General features: G+C 39.9%; 15 protein-coding genes. 9 read left to right on the top strand and 6 right to left on the bottom strand.

Annotated elements, in window-relative coordinates; translation table 11 throughout:
* The first annotated feature begins 90 nt into the window (after positions 1-90).
* From leuS to IEZ33_RS12585, 5 genes are all read left to right on the top strand, one after another.
* Positions 91-2,538 carry a leucine--tRNA ligase gene (leuS, locus tag IEZ33_RS12565; RefSeq protein ID WP_191600392.1) on the top strand — a complete coding sequence of 816 codons (2,448 nt, stop codon included), beginning with the start codon at positions 91-93 and terminating at the stop codon, positions 2,536-2,538.
* 60 nt (positions 2,539-2,598) lie between these two features.
* Positions 2,599-3,168, top strand: a complete 570-nt coding sequence (locus tag IEZ33_RS12570) for an LPS-assembly lipoprotein LptE (RefSeq protein WP_191600393.1) — start codon at positions 2,599-2,601, stop codon at positions 3,166-3,168.
* A gap of 60 nt (positions 3,169-3,228) precedes the next feature.
* Positions 3,229-4,260: a DNA polymerase III subunit delta gene (gene holA / locus IEZ33_RS12575; protein ID WP_191600394.1), complete on the top strand. Its 1,032-nt coding sequence runs from the start codon at positions 3,229-3,231 to the stop codon at positions 4,258-4,260.
* A gap of 132 nt (positions 4,261-4,392) precedes the next feature.
* The gene (locus tag IEZ33_RS12580; RefSeq protein ID WP_191600395.1) at positions 4,393-6,402 is read left to right on the top strand and encodes a methyl-accepting chemotaxis protein; all 2,010 of its coding nucleotides are present in this window, start codon (positions 4,393-4,395) and stop codon (positions 6,400-6,402) included.
* A 100-nt stretch (positions 6,403-6,502) separates the two neighbouring features.
* The gene (locus IEZ33_RS12585) at positions 6,503-7,162 is read left to right on the top strand and encodes a putative 2OG-Fe(II) oxygenase (protein ID WP_191600396.1); all 660 of its coding nucleotides are present in this window, start codon (positions 6,503-6,505) and stop codon (positions 7,160-7,162) included.
* A gap of 132 nt (positions 7,163-7,294) precedes the next feature.
* Here the strand turns inward: IEZ33_RS12585 and IEZ33_RS12590 are convergent, their stop codons facing one another.
* From IEZ33_RS12590 to IEZ33_RS12600, 3 genes are read right to left on the bottom strand one after another with little or no spacing between them, the layout of a single operon-like run.
* Positions 7,295-8,827: a SpoVR family protein gene (locus tag IEZ33_RS12590; RefSeq protein WP_191600397.1), complete on the bottom strand. Its 1,533-nt coding sequence runs from the start codon at positions 8,825-8,827 to the stop codon at positions 7,295-7,297.
* The gene (locus IEZ33_RS12595; RefSeq protein WP_191600398.1) at positions 8,820-10,097 is read right to left on the bottom strand and encodes a YeaH/YhbH family protein; all 1,278 of its coding nucleotides are present in this window, start codon (positions 10,095-10,097) and stop codon (positions 8,820-8,822) included. The genes IEZ33_RS12590 and IEZ33_RS12595 overlap by 8 nt, the downstream gene beginning before the upstream one ends.
* 33 nt (positions 10,098-10,130) lie before the next feature.
* Complete coding sequence (locus IEZ33_RS12600; RefSeq protein ID WP_191600399.1) at positions 10,131-12,053, bottom strand: PrkA family serine protein kinase; 1,923 nt, start codon at positions 12,051-12,053, stop codon at positions 10,131-10,133.
* Between the two features lie 407 nt (positions 12,054-12,460).
* Here IEZ33_RS12600 and IEZ33_RS12605 point away from each other — a divergent pair, with 407 nt between their 5' ends.
* The 3 genes from IEZ33_RS12605 to IEZ33_RS12615 are packed head-to-tail and all read left to right on the top strand — an operon-like array spanning position 12,461 to position 16,692.
* Positions 12,461-13,069 carry a flavin reductase family protein gene (locus IEZ33_RS12605; RefSeq protein ID WP_191600400.1) on the top strand — a complete coding sequence of 203 codons (609 nt, stop codon included), beginning with the start codon at positions 12,461-12,463 and terminating at the stop codon, positions 13,067-13,069.
* A gap of 16 nt (positions 13,070-13,085) precedes the next feature.
* Positions 13,086-15,710 (top strand): cyclic nucleotide-binding domain-containing protein, encoded by a 2,625-nt coding sequence (locus IEZ33_RS12610; protein ID WP_191600401.1) that lies wholly within the window; start codon positions 13,086-13,088, stop codon positions 15,708-15,710.
* Between the two features lie 49 nt (positions 15,711-15,759).
* The gene (locus tag IEZ33_RS12615; protein WP_191600402.1) at positions 15,760-16,692 is read left to right on the top strand and encodes an exopolyphosphatase; all 933 of its coding nucleotides are present in this window, start codon (positions 15,760-15,762) and stop codon (positions 16,690-16,692) included.
* A gap of 47 nt (positions 16,693-16,739) precedes the next feature.
* On the opposite strand, the gene IEZ33_RS12620 is transcribed toward IEZ33_RS12615, so the two are convergent.
* From IEZ33_RS12620 to IEZ33_RS12630, 3 genes are all read right to left on the bottom strand, one after another.
* Positions 16,740-19,355, bottom strand: coding sequence for a bifunctional diguanylate cyclase/phosphodiesterase (locus IEZ33_RS12620; RefSeq protein ID WP_191600403.1), 2,616 nt, complete (start codon positions 19,353-19,355; stop codon positions 16,740-16,742).
* Between the two features lie 380 nt (positions 19,356-19,735).
* On the bottom strand, positions 19,736-20,188 hold the full coding sequence (locus IEZ33_RS12625) for a hypothetical protein (RefSeq protein ID WP_191600404.1): 453 nt from the start codon (positions 20,186-20,188) through the stop codon (positions 19,736-19,738).
* 3 nt (positions 20,189-20,191) lie between these two features.
* On the bottom strand, positions 20,192-20,413 hold the full coding sequence (locus tag IEZ33_RS12630; RefSeq protein WP_191600405.1) for a hypothetical protein: 222 nt from the start codon (positions 20,411-20,413) through the stop codon (positions 20,192-20,194).
* Positions 20,414-20,611: 198 nt separating this feature from the next.
* Here IEZ33_RS12630 and IEZ33_RS12635 point away from each other — a divergent pair, with 198 nt between their 5' ends.
* Entirely contained in the window at positions 20,612-21,679 is a 1,068-nt protein-coding gene (locus IEZ33_RS12635; RefSeq protein WP_191600406.1) for a GNAT family N-acetyltransferase, read from the top strand.
* Positions 21,680-21,686: the final 7 nt, after the last annotated feature.

Raw genomic sequence — 21,686 nt, forward strand, 5'->3', positions numbered from 1 at the left:
TATTACACTAAAAGCTCTTTATATAGTAGAGTCTAGAACAATTTAGCGTAAAGTCACTTTATTAGTCGTTCATGGGAATAAATTAAGATCATGCAAGAACAGTATAGTCCTCAAGAGATAGAACAAGCCGCGCAATCCTTCTGGGATGAGAACAAAGTATTTAAAGCCGTCGCAGACGTAAACAAGGAGAAGTTCTATTGCCTGTCTATGTTCCCCTATCCAAGTGGTCGACTGCACATGGGTCATGTTCGTAACTATACCATTGGTGATGTCATTTCCCGTTACCAGCGTATGCAAGGCAAAAACGTTATGCAGCCAATGGGCTGGGACGCATTTGGCCTACCTGCTGAAAATGCGGCCATTAAACATAAAACCGCACCAGCAAAATGGACAACAGAAAACATTGCCTACATGAAAGGCCAATTGAAAGAGCTTGGCTTCGGTTACGACTGGGATCGTGAAGTCGCAACTTGCACACCAGAATACTACAAGTGGGAACAATGGTTCTTCACTCAGCTTGTTGAAAAAGGGTTAGCTTACAAAAAAACCGCGGCAGTAAACTGGTGCCCTGAAGACCAAACGGTTCTTGCTAATGAACAGGTTGAAGAAGGTGCTTGTTGGCGTTGCGGTACGACTGTTGAGAAAAAAGAAATCTCACAGTGGTTTATTCGCATTACAGATTATGCTGAAGAACTTTTGAATGACCTAGACCAATTAGATGGCTGGCCTGAAAAGGTTAAAGCCATGCAACGTAACTGGATTGGACGTTCACAAGGTTTAGAGTTTAGTTTTGGCATTGAAGGTCGTGATGAGCGAGTTTCTGTTTATACAACACGTCCAGATACCATCATGGGTGTCACCTATGTGGCGGTTGCCACGCAACACCCACTTTCCCTTGAAGCATCAGAGTCAAATGCAGAACTAGCCAACTTCATTGCTGAAAGCAAGCTTATGTCAACGACAGAAGCCGATATGGCAACAGTTGAAAAACGTGGCATGGATACGGGCTTTAAGGCAATTCATCCAGTGACAGGTGAGTCTGTCCCTGTTTTTGCGGCCAATTTTGTTCTAATGGATTACGGTTCCGGTGCCGTCATGTCGGTTCCAGCGCATGACCAACGTGATTTTGAGTTTGCTAAAAAGTACGACTTGCCAATCAAACAAGTGATTCAACCCGCTGACGAAGACGCCTTTGACATAACACAAGCGGCCTTTACTGAAAAAGGCGTACTCTGCAACTCTGGTGAGTTTGATGGTTTGGATTTTGAAGCGGCTTTTACCGCAATTTCAAATTGGATGTCTGAAAAAGGCTTAGGTGAAATCAAAGTCAATTATCGCCTACGTGATTGGGGTGTAAGCCGCCAACGCTATTGGGGTACTCCAATCCCAACCATTAATCTAAAAGACGGTTCGGTTGTCCCTGTTCCAGCCGATCAATTGCCGGTTGAATTGCCTACAGACGTGATAATGGATGGTGTGAACTCACCGATTAAAAACAACCCTGGCTTCTCCTCTGTTTTATACAATGGTGAAGAAGCTGAACGTGAAACAGATACTTTTGATACCTTCATGGAGTCTTCTTGGTATTTTGCTCGTTATTGCTGCCCGGATTCAACCGATGCCATGCTAACGGAAGAAGCAAACTACTGGCTGCCTGTTGACCAATATGTAGGTGGTGTTGAACACGCTATTCTACATTTATTGTATTCACGTTTTTTTCATAAACTATTGCGTGATGCAGGCTTAGTGAACTCTGATGAACCATTCAAGCGCCTGTTGACGCAAGGCATGGTGAATAAAGATGGTACTAAGATGTCTAAATCTAAAGGCAATACAGTGGATCCTCAAGAGATGATCGAACGCTATGGAGCCGATACAGTACGTTTATTCATTATGTTTAGTGCCCCCCCAGAACAATCTCTTGAGTGGAATGATTCCGGTGTTGACGGGGCGTCGCGCTTCTTACGCCGTTTGTGGGCACTTTGCTATCGCCACACAAATGCTGGAGAAGTAGGCGCTTTAGATAGTGCGTCGTTATCCAGTGATCAAAAAGCAGTGCGCCGTAAAACACATGAAACCATTGCGAAAGTGACGGACGACATAGAGCGTCGTCAAACATTTAATACGGCTATTTCTGCGGTTATGGAACTGTGTAACGACATCAATAAATTTGAAGATACATCAACGCTTGGCTTAGCGGTTGTTCAAGAAGCCCTAGAGTCAGCGGTGTTGTTATTGTCACCTATCGTGCCACATATTGCGCATCAACTTTGGTCTGAATTAGGTCACGATGACAACGTAGTGAATGTTGACTGGCCAACACTAGACGAAGCGGCATTGGTTAAAGATGAATTAACCATCGTTGTGCAAGTTCTCGGTAAAAAACGCGCTGAAATGACCGTTTCGGCCAGTGCGGATAATAAAGAGATTGAAGCCGCGGCTTTAGCGCACCCAAATGTAAGCAAGTTTATTGAGGGTAAAACCGTGCGTAAAGTTGTGGTTGTTCCTGGTCGATTAGTGAATATCGTCGCTAACTAAAACACGATTTCACACCTTTACGTTAGGCCATTTTATAAGCCATAGAGAGTCTTACTCTTTATGGCTTATAAAAATTCAATAGTAGAAATACCAATAACGACTCATTATTACCACTGGAATCATCGTATGACCTCTATTCGCCTCCCCGCTTTATTAGCCTTTGCTTTCATCATAACAGCCTGTGGTTTCCAGCTACGAGGGTCGAACCCGATCTCCCCAGCGTTACAAAATATCGTTATTAACTCCCAGAGTGGTTACATTGCTTTTGACCAAGCGCTTAATAGTGCTTTACGTCGCGCAGGCATTAATGTCATGGATAAAGATACTCCTGCAACAGGTAACGTTCTTGAGTTAAAGGTGAATCCACTATCATCACAAGAAACGATTCTTGGCACCGCCAGTAACAATGATGTGCTGCAACTAGAACGACAATTGTTAACCAACTACTTTATTCGACAAGCGGACGGTAAATCGATTTATGGCCCTCGACGTATTTCAACAAGTAAGCTTTTTACAGAACAAGATGCCAGCGTAAACACAAAAGAGGCTTCAGACGCTGATGCCCTCAACGATATGGCAGAAGAGCTTGCCGAAAAACTCCTCTTAGACTTGTCCTATGCGCCGCTTTAATTCATACGTGATCTCTCTACACTTATTCCTGATCATCCTAAAAAATGAGTACAGCAATCGATGAAAGTTCGAGCGGATCAACTGGGTAATACGCTGTCGAAACAACGTCACCCTATTTATATTATTGCGGGGGATGAAGTCTTACTTTGCCAAGAAGCGGCTGATACCATTCGACAGCACCTTATGGGTGCGGGTGATATCGAAGAAAGACTTCGGTTTATTGCTGATAATCAATTTGATTGGCAAGATGTCATTCAAGAAACGCAAAGTTTGTCGTTATTTTCATCTTGTCGACTGTTCGATATTCAAATTGAAAAGATGGGTGAAAAGCACACCAAGGCACTCACTCAATTAGCACAAGAACTATCTCAAGACCAAGTCATACTATTGACCTTACCCAAATTGGATATGCGAGCGCAAAAAAGCAAATGGTTTACCTCTCTTGAAAAGCAAGGTGTCTTTGTACAGATTTGGCCCATCGATGCAAATCGCCTCCCTCAATGGCTTCAGCAACGCGCGAATACGTACAGCCTGAATCTATCAAGAGAAGCGGCCACCTTATTGTGTGAGCGTAACGAAGGTAATTTATTGGCGCTGGCTCAAGAACTCGAAAAGCGGCTTCTAATACATGGTGAAAATGCAAAACTGACACTTGATATGATTGTTGATTCCGTTGCAGACAGTAGCCGCTACTCTGTTTATGATTTAAGCGACAGATTATTGATGGGAAAAGTGAAAGAATCCTTACATTGCCTAGATAACCTATTAGCCGAAGGGATTGAAGAAAATATCTTACTTTGGTTAATAAACCGTGAAGTAAGTACTTTAGCTCAATTGATGGCCGACTCAACTGAAATGAGCTTTCGTCAAGCGTGCCAAGCCCAGAAAATTTGGGATAAACGCATTCCATTTTATGAATCGGCTTACAGTCGCCATAACCCAACGACTTTGAATTATATGCAGAACTATTTAGCGTTAATGGATCAAAAAATCAAAGGCTTAGATGGACCGGACACCACTACAGGCTTTCGCAATTTGGTGCTGATGCTATGTGGACATAAGCCCGTCTTCACTGAACTTGATATTGTGTAATACTGTCAGGCGATCTATCCCTGAGCTAAATCATTAAATCCCTTTAGGGCGAGAGACATTCCCCATACTTTGTTCTATTCTATTGTTATCCATGAAATTATATAAAAATAATCTGCCTCAATGGAGTCCTCTATGTCTTGGTTTAAACGTAAAGTGGAAAAACAATCCAACTCTACCAATAAAAATGAAGGCCTCAAAATCCTTCAATTAACGCATTCCGAACTGTCCGAAACAAGCTTATCCGCCTTAAAATTCCCAGACAATAAAACACAGCTGATACTTGCATTTGTCTCGTCAAATCTCGATTTTGAAAGCACGGTAGAGAAAATCCAACGCTTCACGCCTTTTTGCGACAAAGTCGTTGCCGTAATGACTTCCGGTGAGCTGAACAGTCAACAAAACCATTTTTACCAAAGCACGGATGGAAAATGGGATTCTATTGTCTTTCAAAGCTACAGTGATGAGCTGCTTGCTACAACAGAGATTAAAACCATTCCATTACATTGTGAAGATTTAAAGCAAGGCAAAGTCTCAAAAAGCAAACACGATAGAATTCGCTCAATCCAGTCTGAAATAGAAAAAATCAACATTAATATGGCCATTAACTATCAAGATACCCTCGCCATTACCTTTATTGACGGGTTGTCTTCCAGTGAAAACTTTTTTATGAAAGCCTTATATGATAGTAAGCGTTTTCCTTGCCATTTTATTGGTGGCTCTGCTGGTGGTAAGTTAGACTTTAAACAAGCTTCCGTTTATGACGGCCATAAAGTGGCTAATAACTGCGCTGTGGTGATTTTTACTAAACTTGCAGACAATATTCGTTACGGCATTCTAAAAACACATAATTTCCAAAAAACGTCCCGTTCCTTTTACATTGCTGAATCTGACCCTCAAAAACGGACTGTTACTACGGTTATTTCCAAGTCGACAGGTAAAATTGTCAATATCGTCGATCACCTTTGCGATTATTTCAAATGCCAACCCGCTGATTTAAATACCAAGCTTGGAAAGCACTCCTTTGCGGTTGAAATTGGCCATGAACTCTTCATACGTTCCATCTCAAATATTGATGTGGACAACAAAATCATTCATTTCTTTTGTGATCTTGATTTTGGGGATGAACTGATTTTAGTCGAGCCAAATGGTTTTGCAGACAGTACAAAACGCGCTTTTGATGAGTTTATGAAAGGTAAACCTCAGCCTGTAGCCATGCTGGCGAATGACTGTATTTTACGCCGTTTAAATAACGCAAAAGCCTTGCAAGAATTAACGGCATTTCAACAAATCAACGCCGCAGGGTTTTCAACATTTGGGGAACTGCTGGGGGTCCATATGAATCAGACTCTCACGGCGCTATTTTTATTCAAAGTAGCGAAAGGTGACGCTTTTTCTGACCCTATTGTCGATAACTTCCCCATTCATTACAGCTATTTCAAAGAGTTTTTCACTTTATCTAGATTGAACAGTTTAATGCAAATTAACCGCTTGCAAGCCGATCTAATTACTTACCTCTCTGAATACCGCCCATTACTTGAGCAGGTTATGCTTAGTTTCAATCAAATAACGCAATACTCTCAACAGACCGAAGCGATTATTAGCGATGTCAGTGGTACTTTCCATGACCTAAGAACAGACATCAATGGACAAGAAGAAGGCCGTCAAGCACTCAGTGGTAATGTGCGTCAATTAAAAGACAATTCGGAACAAGTTTTGGCTATTTTAAAGGTTATTTCAGGGATAGCAGAGCAAACTAATTTACTGGCGTTAAACGCGGCCATAGAAGCGGCGCGAGCAGGAGAAGCCGGTAGAGGTTTTGCTGTGGTTGCAGACGAAGTTAGGCAACTGTCGAAGAACACCCAAGACAGCTTAAACAAAACGGGAGAAACCATTTCCTCTGTCACCAAATCAACAGAAGCCATCAGTCAGTCTATCGAAAGCATCGAGCAGTTTATGTCGCGACTCACCGACAACACTGGCGAGCTAACGTCTCAAATACAAGCATTAGGTGAAGCCTCTAATATGGCGAGTAAGGACGTTAATGAAAGCGTTAAGGCCATTCAAGACATGAGCGCTCGCATGGCGGAAATTGACAGTGAAGTATCGGTGATTGAAAGCTTAAAACAATCTCATAATCTGTAGATGATCAATCGGTAAAACTTAAAGTGGAGCCGCTATTGGCTTCACTTATTTAAATAGGCTGGTATTATGCGCCCTCACCACCCTGCGCTAGGTAAAAAAAATGAATAATGAATCCATCGTCTTGGAAGAAATCAATGTTTGGACAACCCCCCTATTCGTCACACAAATGCCAGATCATGATTTTTTAAAAGACGCCCTCTTAAATGCGGTCTATCAACAAAAAGCCTCTCAAACCACAGCGATTCAAAGCCTAATAGCACCTAAAGCAAAACATGCTTTACATGAAAGTACATTAGACTTTTTAGAGCTTGCCGATGCCAATGTGATGGAAGCAAAACGCGCATTAGAAGAACTGGTTTTAGAGATCGCTAAGTCAGTAAACTATGGATTTTGGCCAGACGAGATCGAAACTGATGCTCATATAATAGAATCTTGGTATCACGTTACACAGAAAGGCGGTTATCATGACGCCCATTCACACCCTAATTGCTCATGGTGTGGCATTTATTATCTAGAGCCTGGCGATGCTAATATAGAAGGCAATGGAGGTCTGAATCGATTTTATGACCCAAGAGTCAATGCTGAACACTATGCTGATTTGGGTACGGCGTATCTTGGTGGTCATGGAGTATGGGATTTTGTTCCAACGGAAGGGCAAATTATCATTTTTCCTTCTTATCTAAAACATTCCGCCTTACCTTACTTCGGTGATAAAGATCGTGTGGTCATTGCCTTTAATTGCATTGTTGAGGCTTACTAAAGCCAACTAACAGATGGGGTTCTATTTATAGGTTAGCGCGGCGCCTACACTTCAGGCGCCTACACTTCAGGCGCTAACCTTTGCCAACTAAACTTTGTTATTAAACGGAGTCTGTCATTCGATAACGTAGGCTTACACATCATCCGCTTTACTATAAAACGTTTCCATTAATTCGGTGTGATTCCAAGACTCTAATGTCACATCAAACCCCCACAGTCGATGAAAATGCTTTAGCACTTCTTTAGTATCATCGTTTAAAGGACGCTCAGAGTCCATGATATGACGCAATACAAGACGGCGATCTCCATAGATATTGACCGTCTGAACTTGAATATTTGGCTCTCTGTGACTCAGGTTATACTGCTGCGCCAAACGCTCTCTTAATTTGCGATAGCCGGTTTCATTATGAATTTCTTTTACTTCCACATAAGAGTCCATTGCATTATTTTCCAAGCCAAATAGACGAAAGTCTCGCATCAATTTGGGTGATAAAAATTGCAGAATAAAGCTTTCATCTTTAAAGTTTTTCATAGCGAAGTTAAGCACTTCTAACCAAGGCTTACCGGCAATATCAGGAAACCATTGCTTGTCCTCGTCAGTAGGTTCCTCACAGATTCTTTTAATGTCTGTGTACATAGCAAAGCCTAATGCATAAGGGTTAATGCCTGAATAATAGGGCGAATCAAACTCAGGCTGTGCTACAACATTTGTGTGGGATTGTAAAAACTCAAGAATAAAACCATCCGTTACCAGCCCTTTATCGTACAGGCCATTCATCAAGGTATAATGCCAGAAAGTTGCCCAACCTTCGTTCATTACCTGAGTTTGTCGCTGAGGGTAAAAATACTGGGCCATTTTTCTCACAATACGAATTAATTCACGCTGCCAAGGTTTGAGTAAAGGCGCGTGCTTCTCTAAAAAATACAATAAATTTTCTTGAGGCTCAGAGGGGAAGCAAAGCGCTTTTTCAGATTCAGGGATGATTTTAAGCGCCGACGGAACGGTTCGCCATAAATCATTAACTTGTTGTTGAAGAATGGCTTCTCGTTCTGAAACCCGATTACGTTCTTCCTCAGCGGATAATGGCAAGGGCCTTTGATAACGGTCCACACCAAAATTCATTAATGCATGACAAGAATCTAGCGTTAATTCCACCTCTTCAATACCGTATTTTTCTTCACAGTCTTGCACGTATTTTTTTGCAAAGACCAAATAGTCTATAATGGCGGTGGCGTCTGTCCATGTTTTAAAAAGGTAATTGCCTTTAAAAAAGGAATTATGACCATAACAGGCGTGAGCAATCACCAGTGCTTGCATCATCATATTATTTTCTTCCATAAGATAAGCGATGCAAGGGGACGAATTAATGACTATTTCATAAGCCAGTCCCATTCGCCCCCTTTTGTAGTTCTGCTCTACATTTAAGAACTGTTTTCCATAGGACCAATGATGGTATCCCAAAGGCATGCCAACCGACGCATAAGCGTCCATCATCTGTTCCGAACTGATAATTTCAATTTGATTAGGGTAAGTGTCTAACCCATATTCAGCCGCAATTTTGCCGATGGCCTCATCGTAAATTTGAATTTTTTCAAAGGTCCAATCGGCCCCTTCAGACAATAATTTACTCTTTTTTGACGCTTTGGCTTTTAATAAATCATGCATGCGGCCTCCTTTGAAATAAATCGCGGAATACAGGGTAAATATCAGCTAACTCCGTAATATGACGTAAAGCAAAAGACGCTTTATGACGAGCCCCAACTTGCTCATAGGCATACCAAAGACTTTGATGATCGCGAGGAGTAATTTCTATGTAAGTGTAATATTGCATGTGCTGAATAAGCTTATCTTCCATTAGGGCCATGCAAGTACTTGAATCGTCGTCCCAATTATCCCCGTCGGAAGCTTGCGCACCATAAATATTCCAAGCATTCGCGGGATAACGTTCCTTAATAATATTTTCCATCAGCTTTAGTGCACTCGAGACTATGGTACCGCCGGTTTCTCGTGAGTAAAAAAACTCTTCTTCAGACACTTCTTTCGCACTCGTATGGTGACGAATAAAAACCAAGTCGATTTTTTCGTAGCGACGTTTTAAAAATAAATACAGCAGGATAAAAAAGCGTTTGGCTATATTCTTGGTTTCTTGTGTCATGGAACCAGAGACGTCCATGACACAGAACATAACCGCTTGCGTGCTGGGTTTTGGCTCTTTTATATGATGGTTATAACGTAAATCATACGTATCTAAAAAAGGGGTTCTGGCGATTTTTTGCTTCAACTCCTCCGCTAATTGTTCTAATGTGGCCTCTTTCTTTCTATCTCTTAAAATAGCCTCTTGCGTCTGCAATTGAATCAGCTCTTGCTCTACTTCATGTAATTTTTTTCGAGAACTCGCACTCATGACCAAACGCCTTGCTTGGGCGTTTCTCATTGATCGTACTATGTTCATTTTAGACGGAGTACCATCTGCGACAATACCCGCTCTCTTGATCTGATACTCAACCACTTCTTTTAATTCTTTTGCTAGAAGGTTTGGTAACTCAAGGTCTTCAAAGACAAAATCCAAAAACTCTTCTTGAGAGATTTGAAAAACAAAGTCATCGTCACCTTCACCTGAATCACTTGCACTGCCATTTCCTCCCTGTCCTTGCCCACTTTGTGGCTTGGGGATACGATCACCCGATTGGAACTCTTTATTACCAGGGTGAACAACGGATCCTTTCCCGCCTTGTCCATGGCCAAAGACAGGCTCATGAATATCCCGTCTAGGAATCGTAATACTCTCTCCACGATCCAGATCTTGTATACTGCGAGAGTTAACCGCTTCTTCAACCGCTTTTTTAATATGCGTCTTATATCGGCGTAAGAAACGTTGACGGTTAACACTGCTTTTATGCTTTCCATTTAGGCGGCGGTCAATAATATAAGACATAAGCGCACCTCCTTTTGAGTGGTGTAAAGTACTCTATTGAGATTTACGAACTCTTAAATACCATTCGGATAGAAGCCGTACCTGTTTTTCTGTGTAGCCTCGCTCAACCATACGGTTAACAAAATCATTATGTTTTTTTTGCTCCTCTTTGGACGATTTTGCACTAAAAGAAATCACTGGAAGTAAATCCTCCGTATTTGAGAACATCTTTCTTTCAATCACAGCACGAAGTTTTTCGTAACTTAACCAGCTTGGGTTCATGCCGTTGTTATTCGCTCGTGCCCTTAATACAAAGTTCACCACTTCGTTGCGGAAATCTTTAGGATTACTGATGCCAGCGGGTTTTTCTATTTTTTCAAGTTCACTATTAATAGCAACTCGATCCAATATATCGCCGGTTTCAGGGTCTCTGTATTCTTGATCTTGTATCCAAAAATCCGCATAAACAACATAACGATCAAAGATATTTTGTCCATATTCTGAATACGACTCTAAATAAGCCGTCTGAATCTCTTTACCGATAAACTCCACATACCTAGGGGCAATGTATTCCTTCAAACTTCTTAAATAACGATCGTGAGTTTCTTGAGCAAATTGTTCTTGTTCGATTTGCTGCTCTAAAACGTACATTAGATGGACAGGATTGGCGGCCACTTCGGTTGGGTCAAAGTTAAAGACACGGGACAGAATTTTAAATGCAAAACGGGTAGATAACCCATCCATGCCTTCATTTACTCCGGCTGCGTCTTTGTATTCTTGCAAGGATTTTGCTTTTGGATCGATATCTTTTAAAGATTCACCATCATAAATGCGCATTTTAGAGTACACACTGGCGTTTTCAGGTTCTTTTAAACGTGACAATACGGTGAACTGCGCCAGCATTTTTAGCGTATCAGGAGCACAAGGTGCCGTATTAAGAGAGCTGTGCTCCATCAGCTTTTCATAAATAGACGTTTCTTCCGATACCCGAGTGCAATAAGGCACCTTGACGGTATAAACTCGATCAATAAAGGCTTCGTTGGTTTTGTTGTTCTTGAAGGTTTGCCATTCTGATTCATTCGAGTGCGCAAGAATAATACCGTCAAAGGGAATACCTCCCACCCCTTCAGTCCCGTTGTAGTTTCCTTCTTGAGTGGCTGTCAACAGTGGATGCAAAACCTTGATGGGGGCTTTAAACATCTCGACAAACTCCATTAAACCTCGGTTACCTCGACACAACCCACCCGAGTAACTGTAAGCATCGGTATCATTTTGTTCGAAAAACTCCAGTTTACGAATGTCCACTTTACCGACTAGAGCAGAAATATCTTGGTTATTTTCATCCCCAGGTTCGGTTTTCGAAATGGCAATTTGCTTTATAGCGGAAGGGTAAATTTTAATCACTTTAAATTGTCGAATGTCACCGTTGTATTCAATTAACCGTTTCGCGGCCCATGGAGACATACTGTTTTTTAAATACCGTGTCGAAATACCGTACTCATCTTGCAGTATGTCACCGTCTTCATGCGCGTCAAATAATGACAAAGGTGATTCAAAAACGGGGGAATCTTTAATGGCATAAAAAGGTTGGGCTTGCATCAGCTCTTTTAACTTTTCAGCAAGCGATGACTTACCGCCACCAACAGGGCCCAATAAATACAAAACCTGTTTAGACTCTTCTAAGCCTTGGGAGGCATGGGTTAAAAACGCGACGATACGCTCAATGCACTCTTCCATTCCATAAAAAGATTTAAATGCAGGGTACTGTTTAATGACTTTATTGGAGAATATGCGACTCATTCTAGAGTCTTTCGATGTATCAATTAAAATTGGATTGCCAATGGCTTTCAACAACCTTTCTGCTGGAGACGCATACGCATCTTGGTCAGATTTGCAGAGCAACAAATACTCATCAAGCGTCATCTCTTCTTCTTTTTGAGCATCGTAGCGTGACTGGATATGATCAAATATACTCATGATAACCCCCCAAGCCGTTGCGATACATGGGTCTCACATTGGCCTATATAGATCGAATTCTGCTAAAAGCACAACAGAAGAAGCAAAAGAGGCATGGCTTTGATACTCACCTGCTTTATTCTATTTAGCTTTTATACAAACCACTTTATAGGTGTAGCACACAAATAAGCTTACTCAAGGATGGTTTTTTTATAGGATCAAAGAAAAACATCGATTCACTAATCGCAACTAATTGTCCTGTAATCATTTTAATGCATCGAGAGCACAAACTTAAAAAAAGTAAACTTAACAATTGTTTACGTCATATGGATACTAAAGTTAATCTATCAATACCCATTGATCTTTTTATGCAGATGAAGAATAGTAATTACTGACGTTTTATTTAGCCTATACGATGGAATAAGAATATGTTTTTTGATTTTGACAATTTAACAGCAAATCAGCGCTATCATTTGATAACCCAAACCATAACGCCTCGACCAATCGCGTGGATTTTGACCAAAAATGATTCAGGTAGCATTAACCTAGCCCCTTTTTCTTACTTTAATGCCATTGGCTCAGATCCCGCTTTGCTTGTTGTTTCTATTGGTAATAAATCTGAAACCATTGGCAAAGATACTAAAGTCAATCTATTAAGAGAAAAGGAATGTGTTTTGCATATTCCTTCAGAAGCCTTAGCGGAAGCCGTTAATATGAGCGCCTCTTCTTTGCCCTATGGTGAATCAGAAATTGACTTATGTGAGCTCAGCTTAGCGCCTTTTAGTGACTCTCTTCCTCGAGTAGCTGAAGCAAAAGTCGCCTTACACTGCCGTCTTTACGATGTTCACACTGTTGGAGATTCGGCATTTGAAGCATTTTATCTAGAAATTATAGGAATGCATGTTGAAAACGACATCGTCACTCAAGAAGGACATCATACATTTATAGACAGTACTATGCTTAAACCGTTAGGTAGACTTGGCGGAAATGACTTTGCGGCATTTGGTGGCAAAATCACAATAAAACGACCTTCTTAATTTATAAGGAACCTGTATGGATGTTGCAAATATTGTTAGACAATTACCTTTTTTAGAAAACACGTCTGAATCCATTATTGAGCGAATTATCTCTATGGCAAGGTTAGTCACCTTGACTAAAGATAACGTGCTTATTAAACACTCTGATCAAGGTAATACACTGTACTTTTTAGTTGAGGGAAAAGTGTCTATTTCGATTCCTTCCAAAGAGACTAAAGAAGAACATGAAGTTGGCTCAATCAGTGAGACAAACACTCCGATAGGTTGGTCTGCGTTACGTTATCCTTCACGCTATGCCACTACATTCACCACCTTAGAAGACACCACTTTAATCTCTTTGCCCATAGTAGACTTAAAAACACTGCTTGATAACGAACTTGAATTCGGCAACCAATTTTTACATTTTGTGTACCAAACTTGTCTTTCTGTATTGGCCGATATTCAAAATAAAACCAAGCCATTTTTTTCTAATGAATCATTAGCTTTTGAAGAAACTCGCCCTTTTATTAAAGACGATTTAAGCAACCATAACTTTGCTAAGGCGAAAGAGATTCTAGACGCTTCCTCTTTTTTTGAGAGCTTTACCGAATCAGATATTACATTATTCGCTAAGGCATCCCAACAACTCTTGGTTCATCAAGGTGACATCATAAGCCAACAGAATCAATACGCCGACGGCCTTTATTTTCTTCTAAACGGTAAGGTTATTGTGAGATATCAAACCGAAACCGGAGACATCCTTACCACTAGAACGATTTCTCGAAAAAGTGCGCTTCTTGGTTGGTGTACAACAGATAAAGACATTCTAAATAGAACCTCAATGATCGCCTCAAGAGACAGTACTATTTTGTATATATCGAGAGAAGATGTCAGACAAATATTACTGGCCAATGCGTCGCTTAATATAAAATATTGGTATCGACTCATATGGTTAGTAGGTACACATTTACTGGCGGCTCGAATGCGTTACCTATCACAAACATCAAATAATGAAGTTTTTGCGGTAACCAATGTGGTAGAGCAAAATGCGGCATTACTTCCAGTAACGTCCCCTTTGTATAAAATTGGTGAACTGCTAAAAAGCCCCGTTACAACCGATGAAGCGTTCGGGCTCCTCTACAAAAGTTTGCATTTTGGAAATATGCTTGAAAGAACCATTTCTGGAATGTGTTTAGACATTTTAAGAGATGTACAAAGAGAGAACGGTTTCTATAGACATCTACAACGTGCCTACGATGAAATCACTCAATTACCAAGTGACACTCCAGCTACGGACGTTCGTCGTAAAAGTGTCTCTCTCTTTGAGCAGGCGTTTCATCAAGTGCCATATGTGATAAAAGGTTTAGAGAACTTACCCAAAAAGCCCGGTAGTTTATTCATCTATAATCACTTAAGTCATTCCTCCAGTACTTGCCTTCCAAATGGCTTTCAATTCCCTCTAGATGCTCAGTTTATCAGCAGCATGATATTAGATAAACAATATGGGGTGGCGGGTGTTAGAGTGGTCAGAAGAAGTCAAAAAAATGAACTCTGGAGAGATGATTATTACAAACGCTTTGGTAATTTGTTTGTCAATTCATGGGAGTCATTGGACTCAGATGAGGAACTAAACCAACTCTTCCTTCAAGCCGGTCAAGCCGTGATAAAATCCAATACACCTTTGCTCATTGCCCCTGAAGGACGATCCTTTAGTACGGATGAATCACCTGGCGAAATGCGTTCATCCATTTTCGAGCTTGCGGCCTCAATGGGAACGGAAGAGCCTTGGATCGTCCCCATTGCCGTTGCACACTTTGATAAAAGAGTGGATCACACTGTCTATTCTGTCGTCATTAAACCTGCATTTAAGCTTTCAAGTAGTATTGATATAACCAAGCCTGATGCCGTGCAGACCTTTGTTCAAGACTATAAAACCACCTTTAGAGGCTACGTAGAAGAAGCGATTCAACTGGCAGCAGAGATCAGCACAACACCAGATTTAAGCTCTCAAGAAGGGTATCGCTCAAATGTCAAAAAACTAAATCAATTAGAAGTTGAGTTTGAGTCAGATGTACGTGAACTGGAATTCCGCTTATCAAAAAATCCAGATGATGCTAATCCAGTGGCATTTTATGGTTCAACTACCATACGTAATTGGCCCGATCTGTCTTCTCAGCTTGGGCGTAATGATATTGTTAATCTAGGTTTCTCAGCCGCAACGCTTGAAGCTTGCGTTTACTATTTTGAACGAATTGTACTGCCTCAAAAACCCCGTTCTATCGTGCTATACGCTGGCGATAATGACATTGGTAACTTACATAGCAGTAACCGAGTATTAGAACTTTACATTGAATTATTGCAGAAAATAGACTCTCACTTGCCACATATCCCAGTCACCATTATTAGTATAAAACCGAGTTTATCACGATCACCACAATACGACACCATAACCAAAACCAATGAGGGCTTAAGAAGATTGGCAAAAACAAGACCAAACACGGAATATTTAGACTTATTTTCATTGCTTTTAGATCGCTCGGGCACGATAAAAACCAATTTATTTGAAGATGATTTGTTGCATCTCAATACACGAGGCTACAAAATTTGGTCAAAACAGGTAAAATCATTACAACATTTTATTTTTGATCGCATGACAGAGTAAAATCTGATGCATGACAATACTACATAATAAATTTAATCTTGGAAAAACTATGACTGACTCCAAATTTAGACTGGTAACCCGCAGTGATTTCGATGGCCTTGTTTGCGCTGTCCTTTTGAAAGACCTTGATTTAATTGATGACATTTTATTCGTTCATCCGAAAGACATGCAAGATGGTAAAATAAACATTACTTCAAACGACATTACAACTAACTTACCTTATGTGCCAGGTTGTCACATTGCATTTGATCACCATTTAAGTGAAACGGTTCGTAATGATAAAAATATATCAAATCATGTAATAGACCCTAATGCCCCATCAGCGGCCAGAGTTGTCTATGATTATTACGGCGGACTAGAACGGTTCCCTAATATTTCTACGGACATGATGGATGCGGTAGATAAAGGGGACGCCGCCCAATTTTCTGAAGAGGAAGTATTAAACCCCACTGATTGGGTATTAATGAACTTTATTATGGATGCCAGAACCGGCCTCGGTCGCTTTAGAGAGTTCAAGGTATCAAACTATCAATTAATGATGCATTTAATTGATTGTTGTAAAGACATGGACATCAAAGAGATCTTGCAATTAGACGATGTCGCTGAACGTGTAGAGCTTTATAACAAACATAATGTGTTAGCAAAAGAGCAAATTGCTCGTTGTGCAACACGGCATAAGAACCTAATTGTCTTAGACCTTACACAGGAAGAGACTATTTACGCAACGAATCGTTTTGTCATTTATGCCATGTATCCCGACTGCAATATCTCCATTCATAAAATGTGGGGGTTAAAACAGCAAAATACGGTTTACGCCATTGGCAAATCTATCTTAAACCGTTCTTCCAATACAAATGTTGGTGAGCTTTGCTTACAATACGATGGTGGAGGCCATTTAAATGCGGGGACGTGTCAGGTTGACAACGATAAAGCCGACTCGGTGTTAATAGAACTCATTCAAAAAATTAACGCCGACGGATAGTCTTTTTATGGAAGCAAGCTCATCGATCTTGTTGAGCTTGCTTGTTATTACACTTCCTTGTCCTGATTTCTTTTTAGTAACTCATAAACCTTATCACTTACCATCGGCCGATAAAAATAATAACCTTGCAAGTAATCGCAGCCAAACTCTTTTAACATTGACCATTGCGCTTGATTTTCAACACCTTCAGCCACAACCTTCATCGACATACTGACAGCTAATGCAATGATTGCTTTTGCAACATCGTGGTCAAAATTATCAGTCGTAATACCATCAATAAAAGATCGATCAATTTTCAATACATCGGCATTTAACTTTTTCAAATACCCCAAAGAGGTATAACCTGAACCAAAGTCATCGATAGAGGACGTGACGCCCATTCTAAACAATTGATTTAGCACCAAAGTAGCGTTGTCAGGGTCCATCATCATGGCCGTCTCGGTAACCTCAACTTGCAACAAATTGACTAAATAAGGCTGCTCTTGCATGAGCGCTTCAAACGTTCGCAATAAACTGGGGAGGCTGATATGGGATGCCGAAATATTGATTGAAACGGGGCACAAGCGCAGTCCTTTTCGCTTCCATTCTTTTTGCTGTCTAGCAACTTCATGTATCACCCAATCATCAAGATACTGTATTAGGTTTGTTTCTTCTGCAATGGGTATAAAGTCATCTGGAGGTATCATGCCTTTTTCTGGATGATTCCAACGAACCAAAGCTTCAAGGCTGCGAATGTTGCCAGTACTCGCATCAACAATGGGCTGATAGAATAAAACCAATTGATCCTTCTTAATCCCTTCCCTGAGAAGAGATTCAATTAACATTCTGTCTGGTGTCGCCTCTTTTAAAAATTCATTATGCCAAAAACGATAACACCCTTTACCCGCATTTTTCGCTTTATATAAAGCTATATCCGCATATTTCATGGCGGTAACACAATCTGATGCGTGTTCTGGCAAATTTACAATCCCCATACTCGCACCGACGAAGACTTGATGGCCCTGTAAATTAAATGGCAGAGATAAGGCGTCAATAATCCCTTGAGCCTTTTTCTCGATAACTGGCCGTGAGACATCGCCTTCTAGAACGATAACGAACTCATCTCCGCCTTGACGCGCAACCATTGATTGATTTTGAGTTTCATCTTTTAATCTTCTAGCCACATTGACAAGCAGCTCATCACCAACATCATGACCCAGAGAGTCATTGACGTATTTAAAGCGATCAAGATCAAGGTATATTAATACAATCGGCGCCGGTAACGTTTGCGCTCTATCTAATTTACTGATCAAATACTGTTCAAAGCGAGTTCGATTCGGCAGCAATGTTTGAGCATCGTAGTAGGCTAATTGTTTTAATTGTACTTGAGCTTTTTTAGACTCTGATATGTCACTAAAAATAACAAGATAATTGGTTAATACCCCTTCATCATCAAAATAAGCCTCTAATGAAAGCCATAAAGTTTTTCCCAAAAGGCGCTCATCCTGAAAATTTACTTCTCCTGACCATTTTTGATCTGAGTACACCCTCATCCATATTTCGTTGTTAGACAGCTCATGGGTAAAAACTGAAGATAAACGACTGTTTACATTTTCTGAAAAAGCCCTTTCTTCAAGGTCTAATATCTCGGCTGCAGCCGTATTAAAATCCAGCACATTGTGATTTCTATCCATCAAAATATTCCCTTGAAAAGATGAATGGAAAAATTGTGAAGATAGCTTAATTCGGTTTATCGAGTCTTTGTCTTTGGTGATGTCTTTAAGCAAACCTAGCAATCGTGGCGGCATATGTTGTGTTTTTTTCTCAAAGCCGCCTTGAACACTAACGTAATGCTCTTTCCCTCTCGGAGTGATAAATCGGTGCTCTACCTGAAAAACACTTTTGTAGGATAGTGAATTAGAAATGGATTTATCGACTTTTTCTCTTTCATTTTCAGGGATACAGGATAAATACCGCTCAATACTCCAATGAGAATCATCACTCGGCAAACCAAATAAAGTAAGTAGACCTTTAGAAAGGGTTATCGTATTAGTGGTTAGGTCTAATGACCAAGCCCCCATTTGAGACAACTTGTGGGCCTGCAATAAATCATGTTGAGATTGTTCAAGGACCTTCTGACTTTTTACCAATTGGGTTATGTCATTAATGCAATATAAGCGACCGATATTCTCTCCCTGAAAATATCGAATTCTACATTCATATTCTAACAACCGGCCATCTTTTAACTCTAATACCCCAGAACGATTCTCTGAAGATGACGCATCTTCAAGAACTTTACTTGTAAAACCATCAGGATCAAGAACTAATGCTAAAATATGCTCAACACAACTGACCTGATCGATTTCACCAGCCCATTCTTCAGGTAAACACCACACATTTTTAAATTCATCATTAAAAATAAAAGTATCACTGCCAATTTCCGTCACCAACATGGCGTCTCTAGCCGCATTAAATGTGGCTTCAAATAAGTGATTACTGAGTTCTAACCGCTCATACCGTTGGACCAATTCAGTTGTTGTCAACTCAAGAGAGTTTTTTAGAAAGCCATTTTGTTTCTCTAAATCATCTATATAGGCACGTAATTCTTCTATAAATGCCGTTCGATCACCTAATCCCTTATCCAATAAGTGCTTGTTTAGTATACTATTTAATGTCTCACTCATTAAAAATAACGCCTTAGAGTACAGCTAGAGAAAAAGTCTAAAATAGTATTCATTTTCATCGCCTCATATCAATTTTTATAATAATTTTTTAAGCCAGTCATCATAATACAAAGCATCTCATAATGAGGATTAAAAAAGTACACTTACAGTCAAAAATTAACAACGCCTTTAGACAATTCGATTTAATTATTTTTACATCATTACTTTAAACAAAATAATCTCAAAATCAATTAAAGAATTTTAATTAACATAGTAAATTTGAAGACCTAAAATTAATAATAACACAGCTAAAAATCATCTTACGAATTACAATAAATCATCTAATAGAAACAAGTAAAAATATAAATAATGAAATTAACAGAGAATCTAAAAGCATTAAGTTATTGTTTCTTTTTATCTGGTTCTAGAACGAGATCCGCCTTAGATCTTAGTTTAGTTTTACTACGAATTGCATCAAACGGATCAGATTGTGGCTTTGATGAGTCGTCAGCGGCCTTGCTTAATGACGTTTTGTCTGGAGAAGATGTTTTGTAAAAGAATCGTTTTTTGGACCTAATCTGAGAAGGTTTTTTTGACGGTGACGTTTTAGTTTTGAGAATAGTATTAACAAAAATGAACAGTCCCGCTGCCAGCAGAAATACAACCCATTTGATAATAAACGACACAGCAAGATAGCTTGTATCATTGTTTAATTGGCTGTATTGAACAAAATCCTGATGGATTTGTTCAATCATCCACAGGGAAAAGAGCAAAGCGACTAAAGAAATAATGACACGCTTATATTTTTTCCAAACAAAAGTAACAAAGGTAAGGCGGAAAATTTGATTCATCATAAACTAACCAAAAAGACTGATCCCGAGTAGAGCAAGAACAGCTAAAAGCCCTTTCTCCTTCACTTCAGATTTTATTTTCTGCTCCTCTTCTTGAACGACAACTTCAAGATCTTCCTCACTCATCTCTTCCGCTTTTCTCCCTGCGAGTACAATTCGAGTCTTGGCCCTCGAAATTGCTTTTTCCCGAAGTATTTTTCGATATTTTTTTGTGATTGACGTTAGCATATTGTCGCTCTTGAACAGATTAAACACATACAGTCAGTAAGATACCATAAACCCATCAGCTTTTAAGAATGTAAAAGTAATAAAAAAGTAAAGATTCCCTTGGTACTCTATCTGTTTCCTAGCCGGAATTTTACCGTTAGTATTAAGAAAGGAAGACCGTTCAATGAGTATGATTTTAAACCTGAGACCTAGGTCATTATGCAACCAACCGCCATCGACATTTTAATACTAAACGAAAACTGGGCTGATTTATCAGAGGCGCTCGACAATATTGATCGAGAAAACATGATCGCTCATAGTTTTTACGCTAATAGCATTCTCATCGCTTATGGAAAAGGCACAGAAAACAACCTTCCAAAAGCCATTTTAGAGTTAAAAAAAGCACTTAATTTAGACCATAATAACTCACTCTACAAAACGATTTTATCGACCATGTTATTGCAGTCGAGTGAAGTAGAGGAAGCTCAACGTTATGCCCTTGAAGCGTGCAAAACATCCCCAAAAGACCCAACAACCTATATGGCCCTAGCGCGCTCTTTTTTAGCCCAGAAGCAAAATGATAAAGCCTATAATGTTTTTAAACGAGCGCTATCCTATACACCAAAATCTCATCAGAGTTTAAGGTCAGATATCCAAACAAACCTTCTAAAGCTGCCGGCATTATGGAATACGCCCTTAATCGGAAAGCGACTAACGTTAGCTAGGGTATCAGACGATCACTTCGATTATTTACTAAAGATAAGAAATAATGATGTCTTTAGAAATAAATACAACATGTTCCATAAAACCTCTGTTGAAGCGGTAAATGAAAGCATCGCCCTTTCACAGAAAAGTCCGTTAGAAACAAATAAAATAGAATGGATTATTGAGCAAGACGCTCAGCCAGTAGGACTCGCTTCCTTGGTAGATATTAATTTTTTAAATTCCAGAGCGGAACTTCTTATTGGTTTTCCAGATAAAGGAAATGGATGGCAGTCTCTGGAAGCGACTCTTCTTGTGCTAGAATTTGCGTTTAAACAAGCTGGGCTTTTTAAAGTGTATAGCTATGTTTACTCAGATAATATGAGTAGTCAAAATAACACTCTTCACTTAGGCTTTACTCAAGAAGGAACATTAAGGTCCCATGTGAAGAGGCCGGGGACAGATGAGTGGCTTGATTTAATCGTAAATGGTTGCTTAGCCCATGAGTTTTATAACAATATAAAGCTGATAAAACTGTTTAAACGTGTTCTTGGAAGAGAACTGCTCGAAAACGCATTACCTTAGAGTAAAG

The organism is Marinomonas algicola, assembly GCF_014805825.1.
GTDB lineage: Bacteria > Pseudomonadota > Gammaproteobacteria > Pseudomonadales > Marinomonadaceae > Marinomonas > Marinomonas algicola.

Coding starts and splice junctions, on each gene's coding strand:
- leuS (WP_191600392.1), top strand. CDS start 91: ATGCAAGAACAGTATAGTCCTCAAGAGATAGAACAAGCCGCGCAATCC.
- IEZ33_RS12570 (WP_191600393.1), top strand. CDS start 2,599: ATGGCTTATAAAAATTCAATAGTAGAAATACCAATAACGACTCATTAT.
- holA (WP_191600394.1), top strand. CDS start 3,229: ATGAAAGTTCGAGCGGATCAACTGGGTAATACGCTGTCGAAACAACGT.
- IEZ33_RS12580 (WP_191600395.1), top strand. CDS start 4,393: ATGTCTTGGTTTAAACGTAAAGTGGAAAAACAATCCAACTCTACCAAT.
- IEZ33_RS12585 (WP_191600396.1), top strand. CDS start 6,503: ATGAATAATGAATCCATCGTCTTGGAAGAAATCAATGTTTGGACAACC.
- IEZ33_RS12590 (WP_191600397.1), bottom strand. CDS start 8,827: ATGCATGATTTATTAAAAGCCAAAGCGTCAAAAAAGAGTAAATTATTG.
- IEZ33_RS12595 (WP_191600398.1), bottom strand. CDS start 10,097: ATGTCTTATATTATTGACCGCCGCCTAAATGGAAAGCATAAAAGCAGT.
- IEZ33_RS12600 (WP_191600399.1), bottom strand. CDS start 12,053: ATGAGTATATTTGATCATATCCAGTCACGCTACGATGCTCAAAAAGAA.
- IEZ33_RS12605 (WP_191600400.1), top strand. CDS start 12,461: ATGTTTTTTGATTTTGACAATTTAACAGCAAATCAGCGCTATCATTTG.
- IEZ33_RS12610 (WP_191600401.1), top strand. CDS start 13,086: ATGGATGTTGCAAATATTGTTAGACAATTACCTTTTTTAGAAAACACG.
- IEZ33_RS12615 (WP_191600402.1), top strand. CDS start 15,760: ATGACTGACTCCAAATTTAGACTGGTAACCCGCAGTGATTTCGATGGC.
- IEZ33_RS12620 (WP_191600403.1), bottom strand. CDS start 19,355: ATGAGTGAGACATTAAATAGTATACTAAACAAGCACTTATTGGATAAG.
- IEZ33_RS12625 (WP_191600404.1), bottom strand. CDS start 20,188: ATGATGAATCAAATTTTCCGCCTTACCTTTGTTACTTTTGTTTGGAAA.
- IEZ33_RS12630 (WP_191600405.1), bottom strand. CDS start 20,413: ATGCTAACGTCAATCACAAAAAAATATCGAAAAATACTTCGGGAAAAA.
- IEZ33_RS12635 (WP_191600406.1), top strand. CDS start 20,612: ATGCAACCAACCGCCATCGACATTTTAATACTAAACGAAAACTGGGCT.